At 75.2% G+C, this 17,834-nt stretch carries 20 protein-coding genes; 11 read left to right on the top strand and 9 right to left on the bottom strand.

Annotated elements, in window-relative coordinates:
- Nucleotides 1–6 precede the first annotated feature (6 nt).
- Entirely contained in the window at nt 7–663 is a 657-nt protein-coding gene (locus ACYU8I_RS02675; protein WP_460837146.1) for a hypothetical protein, read from the bottom strand.
- Nucleotides 660–1,544, bottom strand: a complete 885-nt coding sequence (locus ACYU8I_RS02670) for an HhH-GPD family protein (RefSeq protein ID WP_460837142.1) — start codon at nt 1,542–1,544, stop codon at nt 660–662. Before ACYU8I_RS02670 ends, ACYU8I_RS02675 begins: the two co-directional genes overlap by 4 nt.
- 66 nt (nt 1,545–1,610) lie before the next feature.
- Between ACYU8I_RS02670 and ACYU8I_RS02665 the strand changes: the two genes are divergently transcribed.
- Entirely contained in the window at nt 1,611–2,354 is a 744-nt protein-coding gene (locus tag ACYU8I_RS02665) for a hypothetical protein (RefSeq protein ID WP_460837139.1), read from the top strand.
- 185 nt (nt 2,355–2,539) lie between these two features.
- Here the strand turns inward: ACYU8I_RS02665 and disA are convergent, their stop codons facing one another.
- Together disA and radA are read right to left on the bottom strand one after the other, a co-directional pair.
- Complete coding sequence (gene disA / locus ACYU8I_RS02660; RefSeq protein WP_460837137.1) at nt 2,540–3,625, bottom strand: DNA integrity scanning diadenylate cyclase DisA; 1,086 nt, start codon at nt 3,623–3,625, stop codon at nt 2,540–2,542.
- A gap of 21 nt (nt 3,626–3,646) precedes the next feature.
- On the bottom strand, nt 3,647–5,089 hold the full coding sequence (gene radA, locus ACYU8I_RS02655) for a DNA repair protein RadA (RefSeq protein WP_460837135.1): 1,443 nt from the start codon (nt 5,087–5,089) through the stop codon (nt 3,647–3,649).
- Between the two features lie 101 nt (nt 5,090–5,190).
- Between radA and ACYU8I_RS02650 the strand changes: the two genes are divergently transcribed.
- Complete coding sequence (locus ACYU8I_RS02650; RefSeq protein WP_460837132.1) at nt 5,191–6,285, top strand: LacI family DNA-binding transcriptional regulator; 1,095 nt, start codon at nt 5,191–5,193, stop codon at nt 6,283–6,285.
- Here ACYU8I_RS02650 and ACYU8I_RS02645 read toward each other — a convergent pair.
- The gene (locus ACYU8I_RS02645) at nt 6,282–7,148 is read right to left on the bottom strand and encodes an alpha/beta fold hydrolase (RefSeq protein WP_460837129.1); all 867 of its coding nucleotides are present in this window, start codon (nt 7,146–7,148) and stop codon (nt 6,282–6,284) included. The two genes, ACYU8I_RS02650 and ACYU8I_RS02645, sit on opposite strands and share 4 nt — an antisense overlap.
- Nucleotides 7,149–7,204: 56 nt before the next feature.
- Between ACYU8I_RS02645 and ACYU8I_RS02640 the strand changes: the two genes are divergently transcribed.
- On the top strand, nt 7,205–7,597 hold the full coding sequence (locus ACYU8I_RS02640; protein WP_460837127.1) for a MerR family transcriptional regulator: 393 nt from the start codon (nt 7,205–7,207) through the stop codon (nt 7,595–7,597).
- Here the strand turns inward: ACYU8I_RS02640 and ACYU8I_RS02635 are convergent.
- The 3 genes from ACYU8I_RS02635 to ACYU8I_RS02625 form a co-directional block, all read right to left on the bottom strand.
- Nucleotides 7,564–8,151 carry a class I SAM-dependent methyltransferase gene (locus ACYU8I_RS02635; protein ID WP_460837232.1) on the bottom strand — a complete coding sequence of 196 codons (588 nt, stop codon included), beginning with the start codon at nt 8,149–8,151 and terminating at the stop codon, nt 7,564–7,566. The two genes, ACYU8I_RS02640 and ACYU8I_RS02635, sit on opposite strands and share 34 nt — an antisense overlap.
- A gap of 124 nt (nt 8,152–8,275) precedes the next feature.
- Nucleotides 8,276–8,914, bottom strand: coding sequence for a VOC family protein (locus ACYU8I_RS02630; protein WP_460837126.1), 639 nt, complete (start codon nt 8,912–8,914; stop codon nt 8,276–8,278).
- An 89-nt stretch (nt 8,915–9,003) separates the two neighbouring features.
- Nucleotides 9,004–9,774, bottom strand: coding sequence for a hypothetical protein (locus tag ACYU8I_RS02625; RefSeq protein WP_460837124.1), 771 nt, complete (start codon nt 9,772–9,774; stop codon nt 9,004–9,006).
- A gap of 44 nt (nt 9,775–9,818) precedes the next feature.
- On the opposite strand from ACYU8I_RS02625, the gene ACYU8I_RS02620 reads away from it, so the two are divergent.
- The 3 genes from ACYU8I_RS02620 to ACYU8I_RS02610 are packed head-to-tail and all read left to right on the top strand — an operon-like array spanning nt 9,819 to nt 13,264.
- Nucleotides 9,819–10,760 (top strand): Ppx/GppA phosphatase family protein, encoded by a 942-nt coding sequence (locus tag ACYU8I_RS02620; protein WP_460837122.1) that lies wholly within the window; start codon nt 9,819–9,821, stop codon nt 10,758–10,760.
- Nucleotides 10,757–11,548, top strand: coding sequence for a sugar phosphate isomerase/epimerase family protein (locus tag ACYU8I_RS02615; protein ID WP_460837120.1), 792 nt, complete (start codon nt 10,757–10,759; stop codon nt 11,546–11,548). Before ACYU8I_RS02620 ends, ACYU8I_RS02615 begins: the two co-directional genes overlap by 4 nt.
- 9 nt (nt 11,549–11,557) lie before the next feature.
- Complete coding sequence (locus ACYU8I_RS02610; protein ID WP_460837118.1) at nt 11,558–13,264, top strand: dihydroxyacetone kinase family protein; 1,707 nt, start codon at nt 11,558–11,560, stop codon at nt 13,262–13,264.
- Here ACYU8I_RS02610 and ACYU8I_RS02605 read toward each other — a convergent pair.
- Entirely contained in the window at nt 13,261–14,172 is a 912-nt protein-coding gene (locus ACYU8I_RS02605) for an aldo/keto reductase (protein WP_460837117.1), read from the bottom strand. The two genes, ACYU8I_RS02610 and ACYU8I_RS02605, sit on opposite strands and share 4 nt — an antisense overlap.
- A gap of 92 nt (nt 14,173–14,264) precedes the next feature.
- On the opposite strand from ACYU8I_RS02605, the gene ACYU8I_RS02600 reads away from it, so the two are divergent.
- From ACYU8I_RS02600 to ACYU8I_RS02580, 5 genes are all read left to right on the top strand, one after another.
- The gene (locus ACYU8I_RS02600) at nt 14,265–15,194 is read left to right on the top strand and encodes a proline dehydrogenase family protein (protein WP_460837115.1); all 930 of its coding nucleotides are present in this window, start codon (nt 14,265–14,267) and stop codon (nt 15,192–15,194) included.
- Nucleotides 15,195–15,216: 22 nt separating this feature from the next.
- Entirely contained in the window at nt 15,217–16,020 is an 804-nt protein-coding gene (gene proC / locus ACYU8I_RS02595) for a pyrroline-5-carboxylate reductase (RefSeq protein WP_460837113.1), read from the top strand.
- A gap of 7 nt (nt 16,021–16,027) precedes the next feature.
- Nucleotides 16,028–17,215 carry an acetoin utilization protein AcuC gene (locus ACYU8I_RS02590; protein ID WP_460837110.1) on the top strand — a complete coding sequence of 396 codons (1,188 nt, stop codon included), beginning with the start codon at nt 16,028–16,030 and terminating at the stop codon, nt 17,213–17,215.
- A 182-nt stretch (nt 17,216–17,397) separates the two neighbouring features.
- Nucleotides 17,398–17,604 carry a helix-turn-helix domain-containing protein gene (locus ACYU8I_RS02585; protein WP_460837107.1) on the top strand — a complete coding sequence of 69 codons (207 nt, stop codon included), beginning with the start codon at nt 17,398–17,400 and terminating at the stop codon, nt 17,602–17,604.
- A gap of 128 nt (nt 17,605–17,732) precedes the next feature.
- A complete protein-coding gene (locus ACYU8I_RS02580; RefSeq protein ID WP_081683056.1) occupies nt 17,733–17,834 on the top strand; it encodes a 30S ribosomal protein bS22 in 102 nt (33 codons plus the stop codon).

Genomic DNA, 17,834 nt, shown 5'->3' with positions numbered 1-17,834 from the left:
CCTGGCTCAGCGCCAGGGGCGGTCGACGGTGGTGCGCGCCGGCGGCAGGCTGGGGTCGTCGTACGTCACCCGGACCAGGTCGTCGGGACCCACCGCGAGCTGCCGCGGGCTGCGGGCCAGCTCGACGCGGGCCCGGCTGAGGTCGTGGTCGACCCGGTCGAGGTCGGCCTCGGTGCGCAGCGTGCCGAGGACGAGGTGGGCGTCGGGGTCGGCGTGCTCGGCGTCGAGCGGGTAGCGGTGCCGGCCCCCGGCCGCGACCAGCTCGCGGCGCAGCCGGTCGAGGCGGGTGGTGGGTGAGCCGTCGTCGTCGACCGGCCAGGCCAGCAGCACCACGGTCCGCCCGAAGCGGCTCAGGGTCCGCTCGTGCAGCCGCCGGTCGCGGCTGCTCACCGGCAGGTCGGCGTCGGGCCAGCCACCCGCCTGCAGCACCAGCGGGTCGTCGGCGAGGTGGTCGCGCACCAGCCGCCCGAGCCGGGCGTGGGCGTCGGCCGGGGTGTCGTCGAGGCCGAGCACCGTCGAGTGCACCGTAGCGGGGTCGCGCGGCTCGAAGACCGTCCCGAGCGCATCGACCACCTCGCGCTGGACCGACTCCGCCAGCTGCCACAGCGGCGACCCGGGCGCCGAGCCGTAGTGCACGACGAGGGCGGACGTCGGGGCGCTCACGACGTGATCCCGGGCAGGGCGAAGCGCTCGCCGTGGCGCACCACGAGCCCGTCGTCGAGCAGCCCGGCCAGCGCTCGCTCGCGCTGCACGGGCTCGTGCCAGGCCCGCGCCAGCCGCTCGGCCGACACCGAGCCCTCGGCCTCGCGCAGCACCGCCATCAGCCGGCCCCGCACCTGGCGGTCGGTGCCGGCCCAGGCCTGGCCGCGGCGGGGCGGGCCGTCGTACGCCGGCTTGCCCGCCGCCACCCACGCGCACGCGTCGACGACCGGGCAGTCGGCGCACCTCGGCGCGCGGGCCGTGCAGACCAGGGCGCCGAGCTCCATCACCGCGACCGCCCAGGTCGGCGCGTCGTCCTCGTCGGGGAGCAGCGCCTCGGCGCGGTCGCGCTCGGCCCGCGTCACCGACGTCCCCGGCTGCTCCTCGCCCCCCACGGCGCGGGCGAGGACCCGGCGCACGTTGGTGTCGAGCACGGCGTGCCGCGCGCCGAAGGCGAACGAGGCGACCGCGCTCGCGGTGTAGTCACCGACCCCGGGCAGCGCGATCAGCTCGTCGTAGGTCGCCGGCACCTCGCCCCCGTGCCGCTGCACGATGGCGGTGGCCGCGGCGTGCAGCCGCAGCGCGCGGCGGGGGTAGCCGAGTCGGCCCCACTCCCGGACCGCCTCCCCGCTGGGGGCGGCCGCGAGGTCGGCGGGGGTCGGCCACCGCTCGAGCCAGGCCTCGAAGACCGGCAGCACCCGGGCGACGGGGGTCTGCTGCAGCATCAGCTCGCTGACCACGACCCGCCACGGGGTCGCGCCCGGCCCGCGCCACGGCAGCTCGCGGGCGTGGTCGGCGTACCACTGCAGGACGGGCGCGTGCAGCGTGCTGGCGGCGTCGTTCATCGCGCCCGATGATGCCCCGGCGTTGCTCCCGGGGCAGGGCCGGGTCGGCCACTAGCGTGGGGCCACATGGGTGCCGTACGTCGACCTCGGGGCCGGCTGCCCCGTCGCGTGTACTGGGTCAGGCGCGCTCTCGTGCTGCTCGTCGTCGCCGGCGTGGTGCTGGGGGTGGCCCGGCTCGTCGGTGGCACCGGCAGCGACGAGCCGGCCGAGCAGGCCGCCCCGGCCGCCGCCCAGGCCGTGCCCCAGGTCGACCAGCGCACCTACGGCCCGCTGCGCGCGGTGCCGGTCAAGCCGCGCAAGGTCAGGGGCGCCGCGCCTGCCGAGCCCAACGGCCCCTGCGCCGTGCAGGACATCTCGGCGGTCCCGGTGCTCGACGAGCCAGAGGCCGGCAGCCGCGTCAAGATCGGCGTCGAGCTGACCGGCACCCAGCCCGCCTGCACCTTCGAGGTCACCCCCGACACGCTCGTGGTGAAGGTCGTCGACGACAAGGGCCGCGACTTCTGGCTCTCCGCCGACTGCGAGGACGTCGTGCCGGAGCAGACCGTCGTCGTGCGCAGCGGCGAGCCGACCACGGTCGCCGTCCGGTGGAACGCCCGCGCCTCCGACCGCGGTTGCGACGTCTACTCCCGCTGGGCCATGCCCGGCTTCTACGACGCCCTCGCCTCCGTGCCGGGCTCGCTGCCCGGCGAGACCCGTTTCGAGCTGCTGCCGCCCGGCGTCCAGTACGTCACCGAGACCCCGTCTCCCACCGCGACCCCCACCAAGAAGTCGACCGCCGAGCCTTCCGAGTCCCCCTCGCCGCAGGGCTGAGCGCCTCGCCGGTCGAGCCTGTCGATCTCGCGGGTCGAGCCTGTCGCTCTCGCTGGTCGAGCCTGTCGAGACCTCGGCGGCCGCCTCACCGGGTCTCGACCCGCGGTCGCGACCTCGTGCCTCGGTCGCGCGCTCGCTCGACCTCTTCGCGTTCGTGGTGCGCTCGTGCCTCGCGCGCCACGAGCTCAGACGTAGCGCTCGAGGATGCTCGACTCGGCGAGCCGGGACAGGCCCTCGCGGACGCTGCGGGCGCGCAGCTCGCCGACGCCGTCGACGGCCTGCAGGTCCTCGACGGTGGCCGACAGCAGCTTCTGCAGGCTGCCGAAGTGGTCGACGAGCCGGTCGACGACCGTGGCCGGGAGCCGCGGCACCTTGGCCAGCAGCCGGAAGCCGCGCGGGGCGACAGCGCCGTCGAGGTGCTCGCCCTGACCGAGCCCCAGCGCCCGGGCGACCTGGCCGATGTCGACGAGGTCGGCAGGCGAGAGCGCCTCGAGGTCGGCGAGCACGGTGCCCACCTCTGCGGAGCGCCGGCCGCCGGCCTGGTAGTCGCGGACGACGAGCGCACGGTCGGCGTCGACGCCGGTGACGAGCTCCTCGAGCTGCAGCGACAGCAGCCGGCCGTCGGTGCCGAGCTCGTTGACGTAGTCGTCGATCTCGCGGGCGATGCGGCTGACCATCTCGAGGCGCTGCGCGACGACCGCGACATCGCGGACGGTGACGAGGTCCTCGATCTCCAGCGCCGACAGCGTGCTGGAGACCTCGTCGAGGCGCACCTTGTAGCGCTCCAGCGTCGCGAGCGCCTGGTTGGCGCGAGCCAGGATCGACCCGGAGTCCTCCAGGGTGTAGCGGATCGCGCCGACGTAGATCGCGATGATCTGCATCGACTGCGACACCGAGATCACGGGGGCGCCGGTCTGCTTGGCGACCCGGTCGGCGGTGCGGTGGCGGGTGCCGGTCTCCTCGCTGGGGATGGTGTGGTCGGGCATCAGGTGCACGTTGGCGCGGTGGATGCGGGTGATGCCGCCGTCGAGCACGATCGCGCCGTCCATCTTGGCCAGCTCGCGCAGCGCCGTGGGGGAGAAGGGCACGTCGAGGGTGAAGCCGCCCGTCAGGAGGTTCTCGACCTCCTTGTCGAGGCCGAGCACGATCAGCGCGCCGGTGCGGCCGCGCAGGATCCGCTCGAGGCCGTCGCGCAGGGTGGTGCCCGGCGCGATGCGCGCGAGAGTCGTGCGCAGCCGCGCGGCGTCGTCGGCTCGGTCGGGGGAGGCCACGGGCCCCAGCCTAGTGGCAGGTCAGCGCCCGGCCGGCGCCTCGAGGCCGGCGAGCGGCGTGCCCTGGTCGACCTTGAGCGCCGACAGTGCCGCGCGCAGGTCACCGACCTCGAGCACCCGCAGCCCGTCGACGACCATGCTGGCGCCCTCGGCCCGGCGCTCGGTGCTGCGCTCGACCGGCACCAGGGCGGAGCGGAAGCCCATGCGCGACGCCTCACCGAGCCGGGCACCGAGGTCGCGCACCCGGCGCACCTCGCCCGAGAGCCCGACCTCGCCGACCGCCACGGCCTGCCGGGACAGCGGGCGGTCCCACCACGCCGAGACCACCGCGAGCGCGATGGCGAGGTCGTTGCCGGGGTCGGTCAGGCGGGCCCCGCCGACGCTGGAGACGAAGACGTCGTGCGCGTGCAGGCGTACGCCGCACCGCTGCTGCAGCACGGCGAGGATCATCGCGAGCCGTGACCCGTCGACGCCGGAGGTCGCGCGCCGGGGCCGCTCGGCCGCGCTCGCGGTCACCAGCGCCTGCACCTCGCCGAGCATCGCGCGACGGCCCTCCATGCTGACGGTCACGCAGCTGCCCGGGACAGGGCTGGTGCGGTCGTCGAGGAACAGGCCGGTCGGGTCGGTGATCGGCACGATGCCGCCGGCCGAGAGGTCGAAGCAGCCGATCTCGTCGACGGGACCGAAGCGGTTCTTGACGGCGCGGACCAGCCGCAGCCGCGAGGTGCGCTCGCCCTCGAAGTGCAGCACCACGTCGACGAGGTGCTCGAGCACGCGGGGCCCGGCGATGCCGCCGTCCTTGGTGACGTGGCCGACCATGACCACGGTGGTGGCGTGGAGCTTGGCCATGCGCACCAGCGCGCTCGCCACCTCCTTGACCTGGGTGACGCCGCCGGGGACCCCCTCGACGTCGGCGGCGCCGATGGTCTGCACGGAGTCGACGACGACCAGGGTGGGCCGCACCTGCTCCACGTGACCGAGCACGGCGGCGAGGTCGGTCTCGGCGGCGAGGTAGAGCTCGTCGTGGATGCCGCCCGTGCGGTCGGCGCGCAGCCGCACCTGCGCGGCGGACTCCTCGCCGCTGACGTAGAGGACGCGTTGCCCCCGGCGCGCCGTCTGCGCAGCCACCTCGAGCAGCAGCGTCGACTTGCCGACGCCGGGCTCGCCCGCGAGCAGGACCGCGGCGCCGGGGACCAGGCCGCCGCCGAGCACGCGGTCGAGCTCCTCGACGCCGCTCGTGCGCGAGCGGGTGTCCTCCACCGGCACCTCGCCGATCGGCCGGGCCGGGCTGGTCACCGGACCCGCCTGCACGCGGCTGCGCGGCGCGCCCTGCTCGACGACGCTGCCCCACGCCTGGCACTCGCCGCAGCGCCCGACCCACTTGGCGGTCTGCCAGCCGCACTCGGCGCACTGGTAGGTCGATCGGGAGCCTGACCGGGTGCCGGGACGAGCGCTGGGAGCCATGGGGGAAACGTAGGCGCGAGCACCGACAAGACCCCTGAGCGACAGGCGGCGGGGAGCAGATGGCCTATGGTTTGGATCGTTCCAGTCCGACGAGGTCGCCCATGTCCAGCATCAGTGGTCGTACGCCGCTGGGTCGCCGCGCGCGCGGCGGCGAGCCGCGTCGCGCCGTGCCCGAGGGCCCGCCCACGCTCGCGACCGTCGCCGACGAGGCGGGGGTGTCGCGGCAGACGGTGTCCAACGCGCTGAACAACCCCGAGCTGCTCCGGCCCGAGACGCTGGTGCGGGTCCAGGCGGTCATCGACCGGCTCGGCTACTCGCCCAACCGCGCCGCCCGACAGCTGCGCACCCGCTCGTCCCACCTGGTGGGGCTGCGCTTCGAGCCCGCGCAGGAGGGCACCAGCAACGCGCTGATGGACCGCTTCCTGCACAGCGTGGTCGAGGCGGCCTCGGCGACCGGCCACCACGTGCTGCTGTTCTCGGGCGACCCGGCCGACCCGCTCGACGGCTACGACGACCTGCTGCGCTCGACCGCGGTCGACGCCTTCGTCGTCACCGACACCTACGCCGGCACGCCGCAGGCGGGGTTCCTGCAGGAGCGCGACGCGCCGTTCGTCGCCTTCGGGCGGCCGTGGGACGACCCGCGGGCCGACCACGCGTGGGTCGACGTCGACGGCGCCGCGGGTGCCCGGCTGGCGACCGAGCACCTGATCGAGCAGGACCACCGCCGGGTCGCCTGGATGGGCTGGGAGCGCTCGTCGCGCATCAGCCAGGACCGACGCTCCGGCTGGCAGGAGGCGATGCGGGCGGCCGGCCACGACACCGACGGCCTGACGATCCGCACGACCGACAACGTCGACGCCGCCCGCATGGCCGCGCACCGTGCGCTGGAGGATCCCGCGGTCACGGGCTTCGTGTGCGCCAGCGACACCCTCGGCATCGGCGTGCTCCACGCCCTGGCCGAGCGGGGGCTGCGGCCCGGCACCGACGTGGGCGTGGTGGGCTTCGACGACTCGGCCGCCGCCCAGGTGACGTGGCCGGGCCTGACCTCGGTGCGCCAGCCGCTCGAGCAGGTCGCGCGCGAGCTGGTCGACCTGCTGGTGCGGGTGCTGGCGCACAAGCCGGTGGAGGAGCCGGGCCTCATGCTCGAGCCGTCGCTCGTCGTGCGCCGCTCCAGCCGTCGCGACCAGACGCCCTAGCCACCGCTCGCGCGGTCCTGCGTGCGGGTGAGCCAGCGCTCGACGGCGGCCGCCACCTCGTCGGGCCGCTCCACCATCGCCAGGTGGCCGGCGGCTGCCACGACCTCGACCTCGGTGCCGTCGGGGAGCGCCTCGCGCAGTCGTGCCGCCTGCTCCACCGGCAGCCAGGGGTCCTGTGCACCCCAGCCCACCCGCACCGGGCAGCGGACGTCGGGGAGCAGCGGCACGAGCGGCCGGGTGTGCGCGGGCGAGAGCGAGGCGACCTGCCGGTAGAAACGCTGGGCGCCATGGTGGCCGAGCCACGGGGCGACGAGCTCGTCGACCCGGTCGGCCGGCAGCGGGGCGACGGCCGCACCGCTGACGTACTCGCGGACCAGCGCCCGGTGCAGCGGGGCGGGCAGCGCCGCGAGCACGTCGCCGTGCTCGGCGGCGTGGGCGAAGAACGGCGAGCCCCAGGGGTCGAGGACGACCGCGTCCCACAGGAACAGGCTGGCCAGGTCGCGGCCGTGGAGCAGGTGCGCCCCCAGCGCCACGGCCGCACCGACGTCGTGCGCCACCACGTGGGGCGGCGGGCCGTCCCACTGCTCGAGCAGCCGGGCGAACCGCGCCGCCTGGCTCGCCAGGTCGAGGTCGGGGTGCGACGGCGAGGCGCCGTACCCGGGCATGTCCCACAGCCGCACCCGGTGGCGGACCGCCAACCGCCGGGCGACGGGTGACCACGTGGCGGCCGACCACGGGGTGCCGTGGCAGAGCACCACGTCGACGGCCGGTCGGTCTCCGGGCGGACCGACCTCCCACGTCGCCACGTCGACGCCGTCGCACCCGACGACCACAGGAGGCGGAAGGACGAGGACTTCGCTCATGGCGTGGACGCTAGGACCTCAGGTCGACCTGAGGTCAAGGTGGCAGCATGGGCGCGGTGAGGATCGGGGAGGTCGCCGACCGGCTCGGGGTCGCCGTGCACGTGCTGCGCCACTGGGAGGACGTGGGTGCCGTCGTCCCGGACCGCACGGCCGGCGGCCAGCGCGACTACACCGAGGAGCACCTCCACCGGCTGCGGGTGCTGCGCGCCTGCCAGGCGGTCGGGATGACCCTGGCGGAGGTGCGCCAGGTGCTGCACCGCAGCGCCCCGGGTCGCGCGGAGGTGATCGAGCACCGGCTGGCCGCGGTCCGCGAGCAGCGCGAGGCGCTCGTGGCCGTCGAGGCCTTCCTCGGCCACGTCGTCGACTGCCGCCACGACCTGCTCACCCGCTGCCCGGACTGTGCCGGGTTCGCGGCTCACCAGGCCCGGCTGCGCACCACGACCGCGTAGTCGACCTCGAGACCGTCGTGCTCGGCGAGCACCTCCTCGGCGACGGCGGTCGGCAGCTCGATGCGCACGACGGCCTCGAGGTCGTCGCGGGTGTCGAAGGTCCAGGCGGTGACGACCCGGTGCTCCTCCCACCCCTGCGTCCGCCAGAACGCCTCGATGCCGGCCTGGTCGACCTCGGGGTAGCCGCGTCGGAACCACGCCCCGAAGGTGGAACGGGACGGGTCGTTGTCGATGACGAACGCCCGGCCGCCCGGTCGCACCACCCGCTCCAGCTCGGCGAGCCCGGGCTCGCAGCCGGGCCCGAAGAAGTAGGCCCACCTGGCGTGCACCACGTCGACCGACGCGTCGTCGAGGGGCAGGGACTGGGCGGTGCCCTGGAGCACCTCGACGCGCTGGTGCCGACGGGTACGCCGCCTCGCCAGGCGCACGAGGTCGGGGTGCGGCTCGACGCCGACCACCGAGCGCGCCTCGGCGGCGAAGAAGGGCAGGTGGAAGCCGGTGCCGCAGCCGACGTCGAGCACGTCGCGGTCGGTCCAGCCGCCGAGGGAGCGCATCACGGCCGCCAGGTGGCCGGCGCGGTCGACGGCCTTGTTCTCGGTCTCGTAGACGCCCGGGTGGTGCCAGATGTTGGGGCTGGGGCGCGCCCCGTCGGGGAGGTCCAGGTCGCTCAGGAGGCGCTCAGAGCCGGACGGGACCGTTGGCGGTCAGCAGCTGCGCCGCGACGATGCCGGGCGTGCCGTGGGGGGCGACCCAGTCGACCTTGACGCCACCGAGCGGCTGGTCGACCGACTGGCCGAGCCACTCCGAGACGCGCGCCGGGTCGCCGGCGATCTCGAGGCACTCGAGCGCGAGCGACCCGGACGGGCCGGCGCTCGGGTGGTCGCCGTTCGGGCTGTCCCACTGCACGAAGAACGGCAGCTGCGGGTCGGCCTGCAGGCCCTTGACGCCCAGCTGGCGCCAGCGCAGCTCGACGCCGTCGGGGCGGTGACGGTTGCCGTTGACGGCCTCGCGGCCCAGGCGCTGCTCGTGGGGGGAGATGTCGTCGACCGCCACGACCCAGCCCATCCAGCCGCCGCCCAGCGCGGAGCGGGCACGGACGGCCTGCCCGAAGGGTGCCTTGTCGGAGGCGGGGTGGTCGAGCACCTCGACGACCTCGAGGTAGACCTGGTCGAGCAGCGGCATGATCGCGTTGCGGGTGCCGAAGCGGGGGTGGATGCCCCCGGCGCGGAACTCCTCGCCCAGCACGGCGGCGAGGCGCTCGGTGGTCGCCGTGAGCCCGTCGGGTCCGGCCGCGAAGACGAGGTGGTCGAGACGCATGAGGCATTCTGACCCGTGTCGGGTATCCGTCACGTCACCGGGGTGCGACCGGGCCCGGGTGGTTGAAACCGATCGTTCTCCGCGGCGGCTCAGTCGGTGTGGCGCGACGCGGGATGGATGGCCAGCGCGGAGCGCGAGCGCAGGTGCTCGGCGCAGGCGCCGGCCAGGGCGTCGTACGCCGCTCGGCCCATGAGCTCGACGAGCTCGCGTTCGTTGGTGACGTAGAGGGGCTCGGGGGCGACGTGGGCCTCGGTGTTGCCCGAGCAGTACCAGTCGAGGTCGTGACCGCCCGGGCCCCAGCCGCGCCGGTCGTACTCGCCGATGGTGGTCTCGAGGTAGGTGGTGCCGTCGGGGCGCTCGACGTCGCGGTAGGTGCGTCGCAGCGGCAGCTGCCAGCACACGTCGGGCTTGGTCTCGACGAAGTGCACGTCCTCGTCGAGCGCCAGCGAGTGCAGGGCGCAGCCGTAGCCGGCGGCCGAGCCGGCGGGGTTGTGGAAGATGCAGGCGCCGTCGACGACGCGGGTCTTGCGCTCGCCGTCGGCGTCGGTGTCGACCCAGCCGCGGCGGCGCACCTGACCGCGCTTGCCGAGCGCGGCGTCGCGGTGGTGCCAGCGCTCTGGGCCGAGCCGCTCGACCCAGGCGGCCACCCGCTCCTCGTCGTCGCGGTCGGAGAAGTGGGCGCCGAGGGTGCAGCAGCCGGCGTCGGGAGCGGTGTCGTAGATGCCCTGGCACCCGGAGCCGAAGATGCACGTCCAGGCCGACGTCAGCCAGGTCAGGTCGCAGCGGAAGACCTGGTCGGGGTCGGCGGGGTCGGCGAGCTCGAGCCAGGCGCGGGGGAAGACGAGGTCGACCTCGGGCACGTCGGCCAGGGTAGGTGGTGCGGCGCGACCGGTAGCCTCGGGCCATGCGCCTGGGCGTCCTGGACATCGGCTCGAACACCGGGCACCTGCTGGTGGTCGACGCCTACCGGGGCGCCGCCCCGCTCCCGGCCTCCTCGGTCAAGGAGCCGCTGCGCCTCGCCGAGCACCTCGACGCCGACGGCGCCGTGACCACGGCCGGCGTCGACGCCCTCACCGACTTCGTCGCCCGGGCGCTCGAGCTCGCCGAGGGCAAGGGCTGCGAGGAGGTCTACTCCTTCGCGACCTCGGCCGTCCGCGAGGCCGTCAACGGCGACGCCGTGCTCCAGCACGTGCTCGACGCGACCGGCGTCGAGATCCAGGTGCTGCCGGGCGAGGACGAGGCGCGCCTGACCTTCCTGGCCGTGCGCCGCTGGTTCGGCTGGTCGTCGGGGCGGCTGGCCGTCTTCGACATCGGCGGCGGGTCGCTCGAGGTCGCGGCGGGTGACGACGAGGCGCCCGCGGTCGCCTGGAGCGTGCCGCTGGGCGCCGGTCGGCTGGCCCGGCGCCACTTCGCCGACGGGGCCCCCTCCGACAAGCGGCTGCGCACCCTCAAGGCCGAGCTCCGCACCGAGATCGCCCGCGACGCCGGTGCCGTGCTGCGCGGCGGGGCGCCCGACCACGCCGTCGCGACCTCCAAGACCTTCCGGTCGCTGGCCCGCATCTGCGGGGCGGCGCCCTCCTCCGAGGGCCCCTTCGTACGACGGGTGCTGCCGGCGGCCGAGCTGTCGGGCTGGGTGCCCAAGCTCGTGACGATGGACCGCGACGAGGTCGCCGACCTGCCCGGTGTCTCCTCCGGCCGCGCCCACCAGGTGCTCGCGGGGGCGCTCGTGGCCGAGGCGGTGCTCGACGTCTTCGACCTCGCCGAGCTCGAGATCTGCCCCTGGGCGCTGCGCGAGGGCGTCATCCTCGACCGGCTCGACGCGTTGAGCGCGGCCCGCCCGTCGTGACGGGGCCGCTGTTCGGGCTCTCGACGGCGTCGGTCTACCCCGAGCCGACCGCGCACGCCTTCGACTACGCCGAGCGGCTCGGCTACGACGCGGTCGAGGTGATGGTCGGCATCGACGTGGTCAGCCAGGACACCGAGCGGCTGCTGTCGCTGCGCGACCACCACGGCGTGCGCGTGTGCGCCGTCCACGCGCCGACGCTGCTCATCACCCAGCGCGTCTGGGGCACCGACCCGTGGGTCAAGCTCGAGCGCAGCGCCGAGATGGCCGGGGCGCTCGGGGCCGACGTCGTGGTGGTGCACCCGCCCTTCCGCTGGCAGCGCGAGTACGCCGCCGGGTTCGTCGAGGGGGTGGCCGAGCTGGAGCGGCGCACCGGGCTCGCGTTCGCGGTGGAGAACATGTACCCGTGGCGGGCCACGTCGCGGCGCGGCATGGTCGTCTACCAGCCCGGGTGGGACCCCTCCGAGGAGACCTACGCCAACACGACCATCGACCTGTCGCACGCCGCGACCGCCCAGTCCGACCCCGTCGACATGGCCCGGCGCCTCGGTGACCGGCTGCGCCACGTGCACATGACCGACGGCAGCGGGTCGGCCAAGGACGAGCACCTGGTGCCGGGTCACGGCGTCATGCCGTGCGGGCCGTTCCTCGAGCACCTCGCCGCGACCGGGTTCGCCGGCCACGTCGTGGCCGAGGTCAACACCCGCCGGGCCGCCGACCCCGAGGAGCGCGAGCGCGACCTCCTCGAGACGCTGGCCTTCTCCCGGCTGCACCTCGCCGCGCCCGACTAGGCTCCGGTCATGAAGAAGCTGCTCAACGACGTCGGCGCCGTGGTCCCCGAGATGCTGGAGGGCCTGGTCGCGGGTGACCCCGGACTGGTGCTGCTCGAGGGGCAGACGGTGGTGCTGCGCCGCGACCACGCCGCGCTCGACGGTGCGGTCGCGATCGTCTCGGGCGGCGGTGCCGGGCACGAGCCCGCCCACGGCGGCTACGTCGGGCCCGGCATGCTGACCGGCGCCGTGGTCGGCGACGTCTTCACCTCGCCCTCGACCGACGCCGTGCTCGCCGCGGTGCGGGCCATCAGCCAGGGCGACGCGGCGGGCGTGCTGCTCGTCGTCAAGAACTACACCGGCGACCGGCTCAACTTCGGCCTCGCCGCCGAGATCGCCCGCGCCGAGGGCACCGACGTCGAGATGGTCGTCGTCGGCGACGACGTCGCGCTGGCCGCGGAGGGCGAGCACGCCGGTCGCCGCGGCATCGCCGGCACGGTGCTGGTGCACAAGGCCGCCGGCGCCGCCGCGGCGCGTGGCGACGACCTCGCCGGCGTCACCGCGGTCGCGCGCCGGGTCGCCGAGGGTGTGCGCTCGATGGGGGTCGCGCTGGGCGCCTGCACGGTGCCGGCCGTGGGCGAGCCCGGCTTCGAGCTCGGCGACGACGAGGTCGAGTGGGGCCTCGGCATCCACGGCGAGGCCGGGGTCGAGCGGGGCCGGTTGGTCAGCGCCGACGACTCCGCGGCACGACTGGTCGACGCGGTCGCCGACGACGCCGGGCTCGGCGAGGGCGACCGTGCGGTGCTGCTCGTCAACGACCTCGGCACCACACCGCCCAGCGAGCTCGACGTCGTGGCCCGCGGCGCCCTGGCCCACCTGCGCGGCCGCGGCGTGACGGTCGAGCGGAGGTGGGTCGGCCGCTTCCTGACCGCCCTCGACATGCCCGGCTGCTCGGTCTCGGTGCTGGCCGTCGACGACGAGCTCCTCGCGCTGCTCGACGCGCCGACCGAGACACCGGCCTGGCCCGCCGCCCACCGCGGCCGGGTCGCTCCCCAGGACGCGCCGACCGAGGTGGCCGCCGTCGACGACGACGAGCCGGTCGGTGAGCGCCTCGCCGGGGGGAGCGTCGTACGACGCGCGCTGGAGGCCGCCACCGCGGCCCTGGTCGAGGCCGAGCCCGAGCTGACCCGGATGGACTCCCAGGTCGGCGACGGCGACCTCGGCACCGGTCTCGAGCGCGGTGCCACCGCGGTGCGCGACGAGCTCGACGGCTACCCCGCCGACGCGCCCGACGCGCTGCGGGCCACCTCCGCGACGGTCCGCCGGGCCATCGGCGGCACCTCGGGCCCGCTCTACGCCGTGCTGCTGCTCCGGGCCGCCGCCTCGCTCGACGAGTCGGGCGCGCAGGACGCCGCCGCGTGGGCCGCGGCGCTGCGGGCCGGCACCGACGGCATCGCCGAGATCGGTGGTGCCTCGGTCGGCGACCGCACGATGCTCGACGCCCTGGTGCCGCTGGCCGACACCGTCCGGGAGCGCCTCGAGGCGGGCGACCCCGCGGCCGAGGCGTTCGCCGCTGGCGTCGAGGCCGCCCGCGAGGGCACCGCCGCGACCGCCGACCGGGTGGCCCGCATGGGTCGCTCGAGCTACCTGGGCGAGCGCGCCAAGGGCACGCCCGACCCCGGCGCCCACGCCGTGGTGCTGTGGGCCGAGGCCGTGCTCCGCGAGCTGGGGGGCTAGGTCCAGCCGAGCCCCTTGCGGGTCCTCCAGTACGCCGCCGGCGCCTCGGGCTGGAGGTGTGGCACCTCGGCGACGTCGAGCGCGCCGAGGTTGGAGCGCAGCTGTGCGACCGAGCTGGCGCCGCTGAGCACGACGTCGGCCCACGGCTGCGCCAGCACGCCGGCGATCGCGAGCGCGTCGGGCGTGGTGCCCAGACGCTCGGCGTCGGCCGCCAGCGGCGAGCCCGGGCCGGCGAGCCGACCGTTGGCGACGGCCTCCTTCACCACGACCGACCAGCCCGCGTCGTGCGCCTCGGCCAGCGCGGGGCCGGCGGAGGGCTCGAGCAGGTTCCACGTCGACTGCACGGTCGAGAAGGGCGAGCCGTCGAGGTGCAGCGCGCGGCGCAGCACCTCGCCCTGGGTCGGCCCGCTCGTCGACAGCCCGACCCGCACCCCGTCGGCGGCCAGTCCGCGCAGCCGGTCGAGCAGCACCGGGTCGTCGAGGGCCGGCGAGTCGTCGGTGAGGCTGTGCACCAGGTAGAGGTCGGGCGGCCCGCCGAGCGCCGCCATCGTCTCCTGCCACTGCCGGTCGAGGGTGGCGACGCCGTGGTCCTTGACCTCGTGCTCCTCGGCGCCCGGGCGGAAGTCGGCGACGTAGGTGTAGCCCCACTTGGAGCCGACCCGCACCTCCTCGCGCCGCCCGGGGGTCGCGGCGAGCCACCGGCCGACGAACTCCTCGCCGGCGCCGTAGGAGCGGGCCGCGTCGAGGTGCCGCACGCCCGCGGCGTACGCCGCGTCGAGCACGGCGTGCGCGTGCTCGCGCAGCCGGTCGCGGTCGTAGCGCGCGTCGCCCAGCTCGGGGGCGAGGTCGCGGTGGAGGTTGAGGTACTCCGGGCGACCCAGCGCCGCCGTGCCCAGTCCGATCCGCATGCCCGGGGAGTGCCCCGCCCGGCGGTCCGCCACCCGGGGATACCGTGGCGGACGACACACCCCGGCACCCACCCGGTCGAGAGAGGTCGTTCGTGCTCCGCCAACCCATCCTGCTGCTCGCCCGCAGCCCGCACGCCGAGCGGCTGGTCAGCAACCTGCCGCTGAGCCGGGCCGTCGTACGCCGCTTCGTCCCCGGCACGCAGACCGACGAGGCGGTGCGCGCGACGCGGGAGCTGGTGGGCGACGGGCTGCTGGTCACCCTCGACCACCTCGGCGAGGACACCCTCGACCGGGCGCAGGCCGACGCGACGGTGGCGGCGTACCTCGACCTGCTCGAGGCGCTCGGAGCCGCCGGGCTGGCCCGCTCGGCGGAGGTGAGCGTCAAGCTCTCGGCGATCGGCCAGGCCCTCGACGACGACGGTCCCGCCCTCGCGACCGCCAACGCCCGCCGCATCTGCGAGGCCGCCCGCACCGTCGGCACCACGGTCACCCTCGACATGGAGGACCACACCACCGTCGACCTGACCCTGGCGACGCTGCGCGAGCTGCGCCGCGACTTCCCCGAGACGGGCGCGGTGGTGCAGGCCTACCTGCACCGCACCGAGGCCGACTGCCGGGAGCTCGCGCACGAGGGCAGCCGGGTGCGGCTGTGCAAGGGCGCCTACGACGAGCCCGAGTCGGTCGCCTTCCAGTCGCGCGAGGAGGTCGACAAGTCCTACGTGCGCTGCCTCAAGGTGCTGATGGCGGGCTCCGGCTACCCGATGGTGGCCAGCCACGACCCGCGCATGATCAAGATCGCCTCGGCGCTGGCCGTGCGCGCCGGCCGGGTCGCGGGCACCTACGAGTTCCAGATGCTCTACGGCGTGCGGCCCGACGAGCAGCGCCGGCTGGCCGAGGCCGGCGAGCAGGTCCGCGTCTACCTCCCGTACGGCGAGCAGTGGTACGGCTACCTCATGCGCCGGCTGGCCGAGCGCCCGCAGAACCTCGCCTTCTTCGCCCGCGCCCTGGTGTCGCGGTCCTAGGCCCCGAGACAGGAGACCGAGCATGACGGTGGCGATCATCGGGGCCGGGGTGATGGGGGAGACCCTCCTCTCCGGCCTGGTCCGGGGCGGCCACGACCCCGCGGAGCTGCTCGTGGTCGAGAAGCGGCCCGACCGCGCGCTCGAGCTGACCGAGCGCTACGGCGTCGCCGTGGTGCACGACGTCGCCCTCGTGGCCGACGCCGACACCGTCGCGCTCGTGGTCAAGCCGCAGGACATGGCCGACGTGCTGGCCGAGGTCGCGCCCCACCTGCGCCCGGGCCGCCTCGTGGTGAGCCTGGCCGCCGGCATCACCACCGGCTTCATCGAGTCGCTGCTGCCCGAGGGCGTCGCCGTCGTGCGGGTGATGCCGAACACCCCGGCCCTCGTCGACGAGGGCATGGCCGCGATCTCGCCCGGCAGCCACTGCGACGCCGACCACCTCGCCCGCGCCGAGTCGATGCTGGCCGCGACCGGCCGCGTGGTGCAGGTGCCCGAGAAGCAGCAGGACGCCGTCACGGCGATCTCCGGGTCGGGTCCGGCCTACCTGTTCTTCGTGGTGGAGTCGATGATCGAGGCCGGCGTGCACCTCGGCCTGCCGCGCAGCACCGCCACCGAGCTGGTCGTGCAGACGGTGGTCGGCTCGGCCAAGCTGCTGCGCGAGACCGGCGACCACCCGACGGTGCTCCGCGAGCGGGTCACCTCCCCGGGCGGCACCACGGCCGCGGCGATCCGCCAGCTCGAGGACCACAAGGTGCGCGCCGCCTTCATCACCGCCATGGAGGCCGCGCGCGACCGCTCCCGCGCGCTCGCCTCCGAGGACCAGTGAGCCGGCGGTGACCGAGCCTGCCGGCTGCCGCTCCGCGCTGGTCTTCGACGACTCGCTGACGGCCTACGACTTCGGACCGACGCACCCGATGAGCCCGATCCGCGTCGACCTCACCGTCGCCCTCGCGCGCGCCACCGGCACCCTCGACCGGATGCTGGTCGTGCCCGCGCCCGACGCCACCGAGGACGACCTGCTGACCGTCCACGAGGAGCGGCTCGTCGAGGCCGTGCGCCAGGCGGGCACGCCCGGCGGGCGCGTCGACGCGGCGTACGGCCTCGGCGGCGACGACAACCCGGTCTTCGCCCACATGCACGAGGCCGGGCGCCACGTCGTGGGCGCCAGCCTCGAGGCCGCGCGACGGGTCTGGCGCGGCGAGGTCGACCACGCCGCCAACGTCGCCGGCGGCCTGCACCACGCGATGCCCGACCGGGTCAGCGGCTTCTGCGTCTACAACGACGTGGCCGTCGCGATCCGCTGGCTGCTGGCCAACGGGGCGCGCCGCGTGGCGTACGTCGACGTCGACGTGCACCACGGCGACGGGGTCGAGCGGGTCTTCTACGACGACCCCCGGGTGCTGACGGTGTCGCTGCACGAGACCGGGCAGATGCTCTTCCCCGGCACCGGCTTCCCGGCCGACAACGGCGGGCCCGACGCCCTCGGTACGGCGGTCAACGTCGCGCTGCCGCCGGGCACGGGCGACGCCGGGTGGCTGCGGGCCTTCCACGCGGTCGTGCCCGACCTCGTGCGGGCGTTCGCACCCGACGTGCTGATCACCCAGGGCGGCTGCGACAGCCACCGCGACGACCCGCTCGCGCACCTCTCGCTCAGCGTCGACGGGCAGCGCGCCGCCCACCTCGCGCTGCACGACCTGGCCCACGAGGCGGCCGGCGGCCGCTGGGTGGCGCTGGGCGGTGGCGGCTACGCCGTGGTCGACGTCGTGCCCCGCTCGTGGACCCACCTGCTGGCCGCCGTCTCCGGGCAGCCCCTCGAGGCCGACGTCGAGGCCCCGGCGGCCTGGCGTGACGACGTGCTCTCCCGCTACGACGTGCGGGCGCCGTCGCGCATGACCGACGGCCGGCCCCCGGTCTTCCGGTCGTGGGAGGAGGGCTACGACCCCGGCACGTGGCTCGACCGAGCGGTCCAGGCGACCCGCGAGGCGGTCTTCCCCGAGCACGGTCTGGACCCGTTCGGATAGGGCACACGGGCAGGGGTCGAGTGCGTCCGAGTGGCTCGGATCAAGCGGACACGCCGATTCACATGCGTCACTTTGGGGGAAACATGGCCCACTGGTCACAGTGAGCCCTATATTTCTGCCAGCGCGCGCGGAGGGTCAGGGGACCCGCCTGGGGGGCGTGCCACGAGAAAGCTTGGTGTGACATGCCGACCGACATTCCCGGAGACATCTCCGAGGTCAAGTTCCTCACCGTCGCCGAGGTCGCCGCGATCATGCGCGTCTCGAAGATGACCGTCTACCGCCTGGTCCACAACGGCGACCTCGACGCCGTGCGGGTCGGTCGCTCCTTCCGGGTCAAGGAGGACGACGTGCACGCCTACCTGCGCAAGAGCTTCTTCGACGCCGGCTGACGCCTGCGAGCGCCCGTCGGTCCGGGCCCCGACCACGATTCGGTCGGGTGCCTACCTGCCGGTTAGGCTGATCCTTCGGACCGGGACTCCCCGGTCCTCACCAGTCTCCCAGCAGGAAGCAGGCCGACGTGGGTTCTGTCATCAAGAAGCGCCGCAAGCGGATGGCGAAGAAGAAGCACCGCAAGCTGCTCAAGAAGACGCGCGTGCAGCGTCGTCGTCTGGGCAAGTAA

The organism is Nocardioides marmoraquaticus (assembly GCF_054777915.1).
This window is presented reverse-complemented; position numbering and strand designations above follow the sequence as displayed.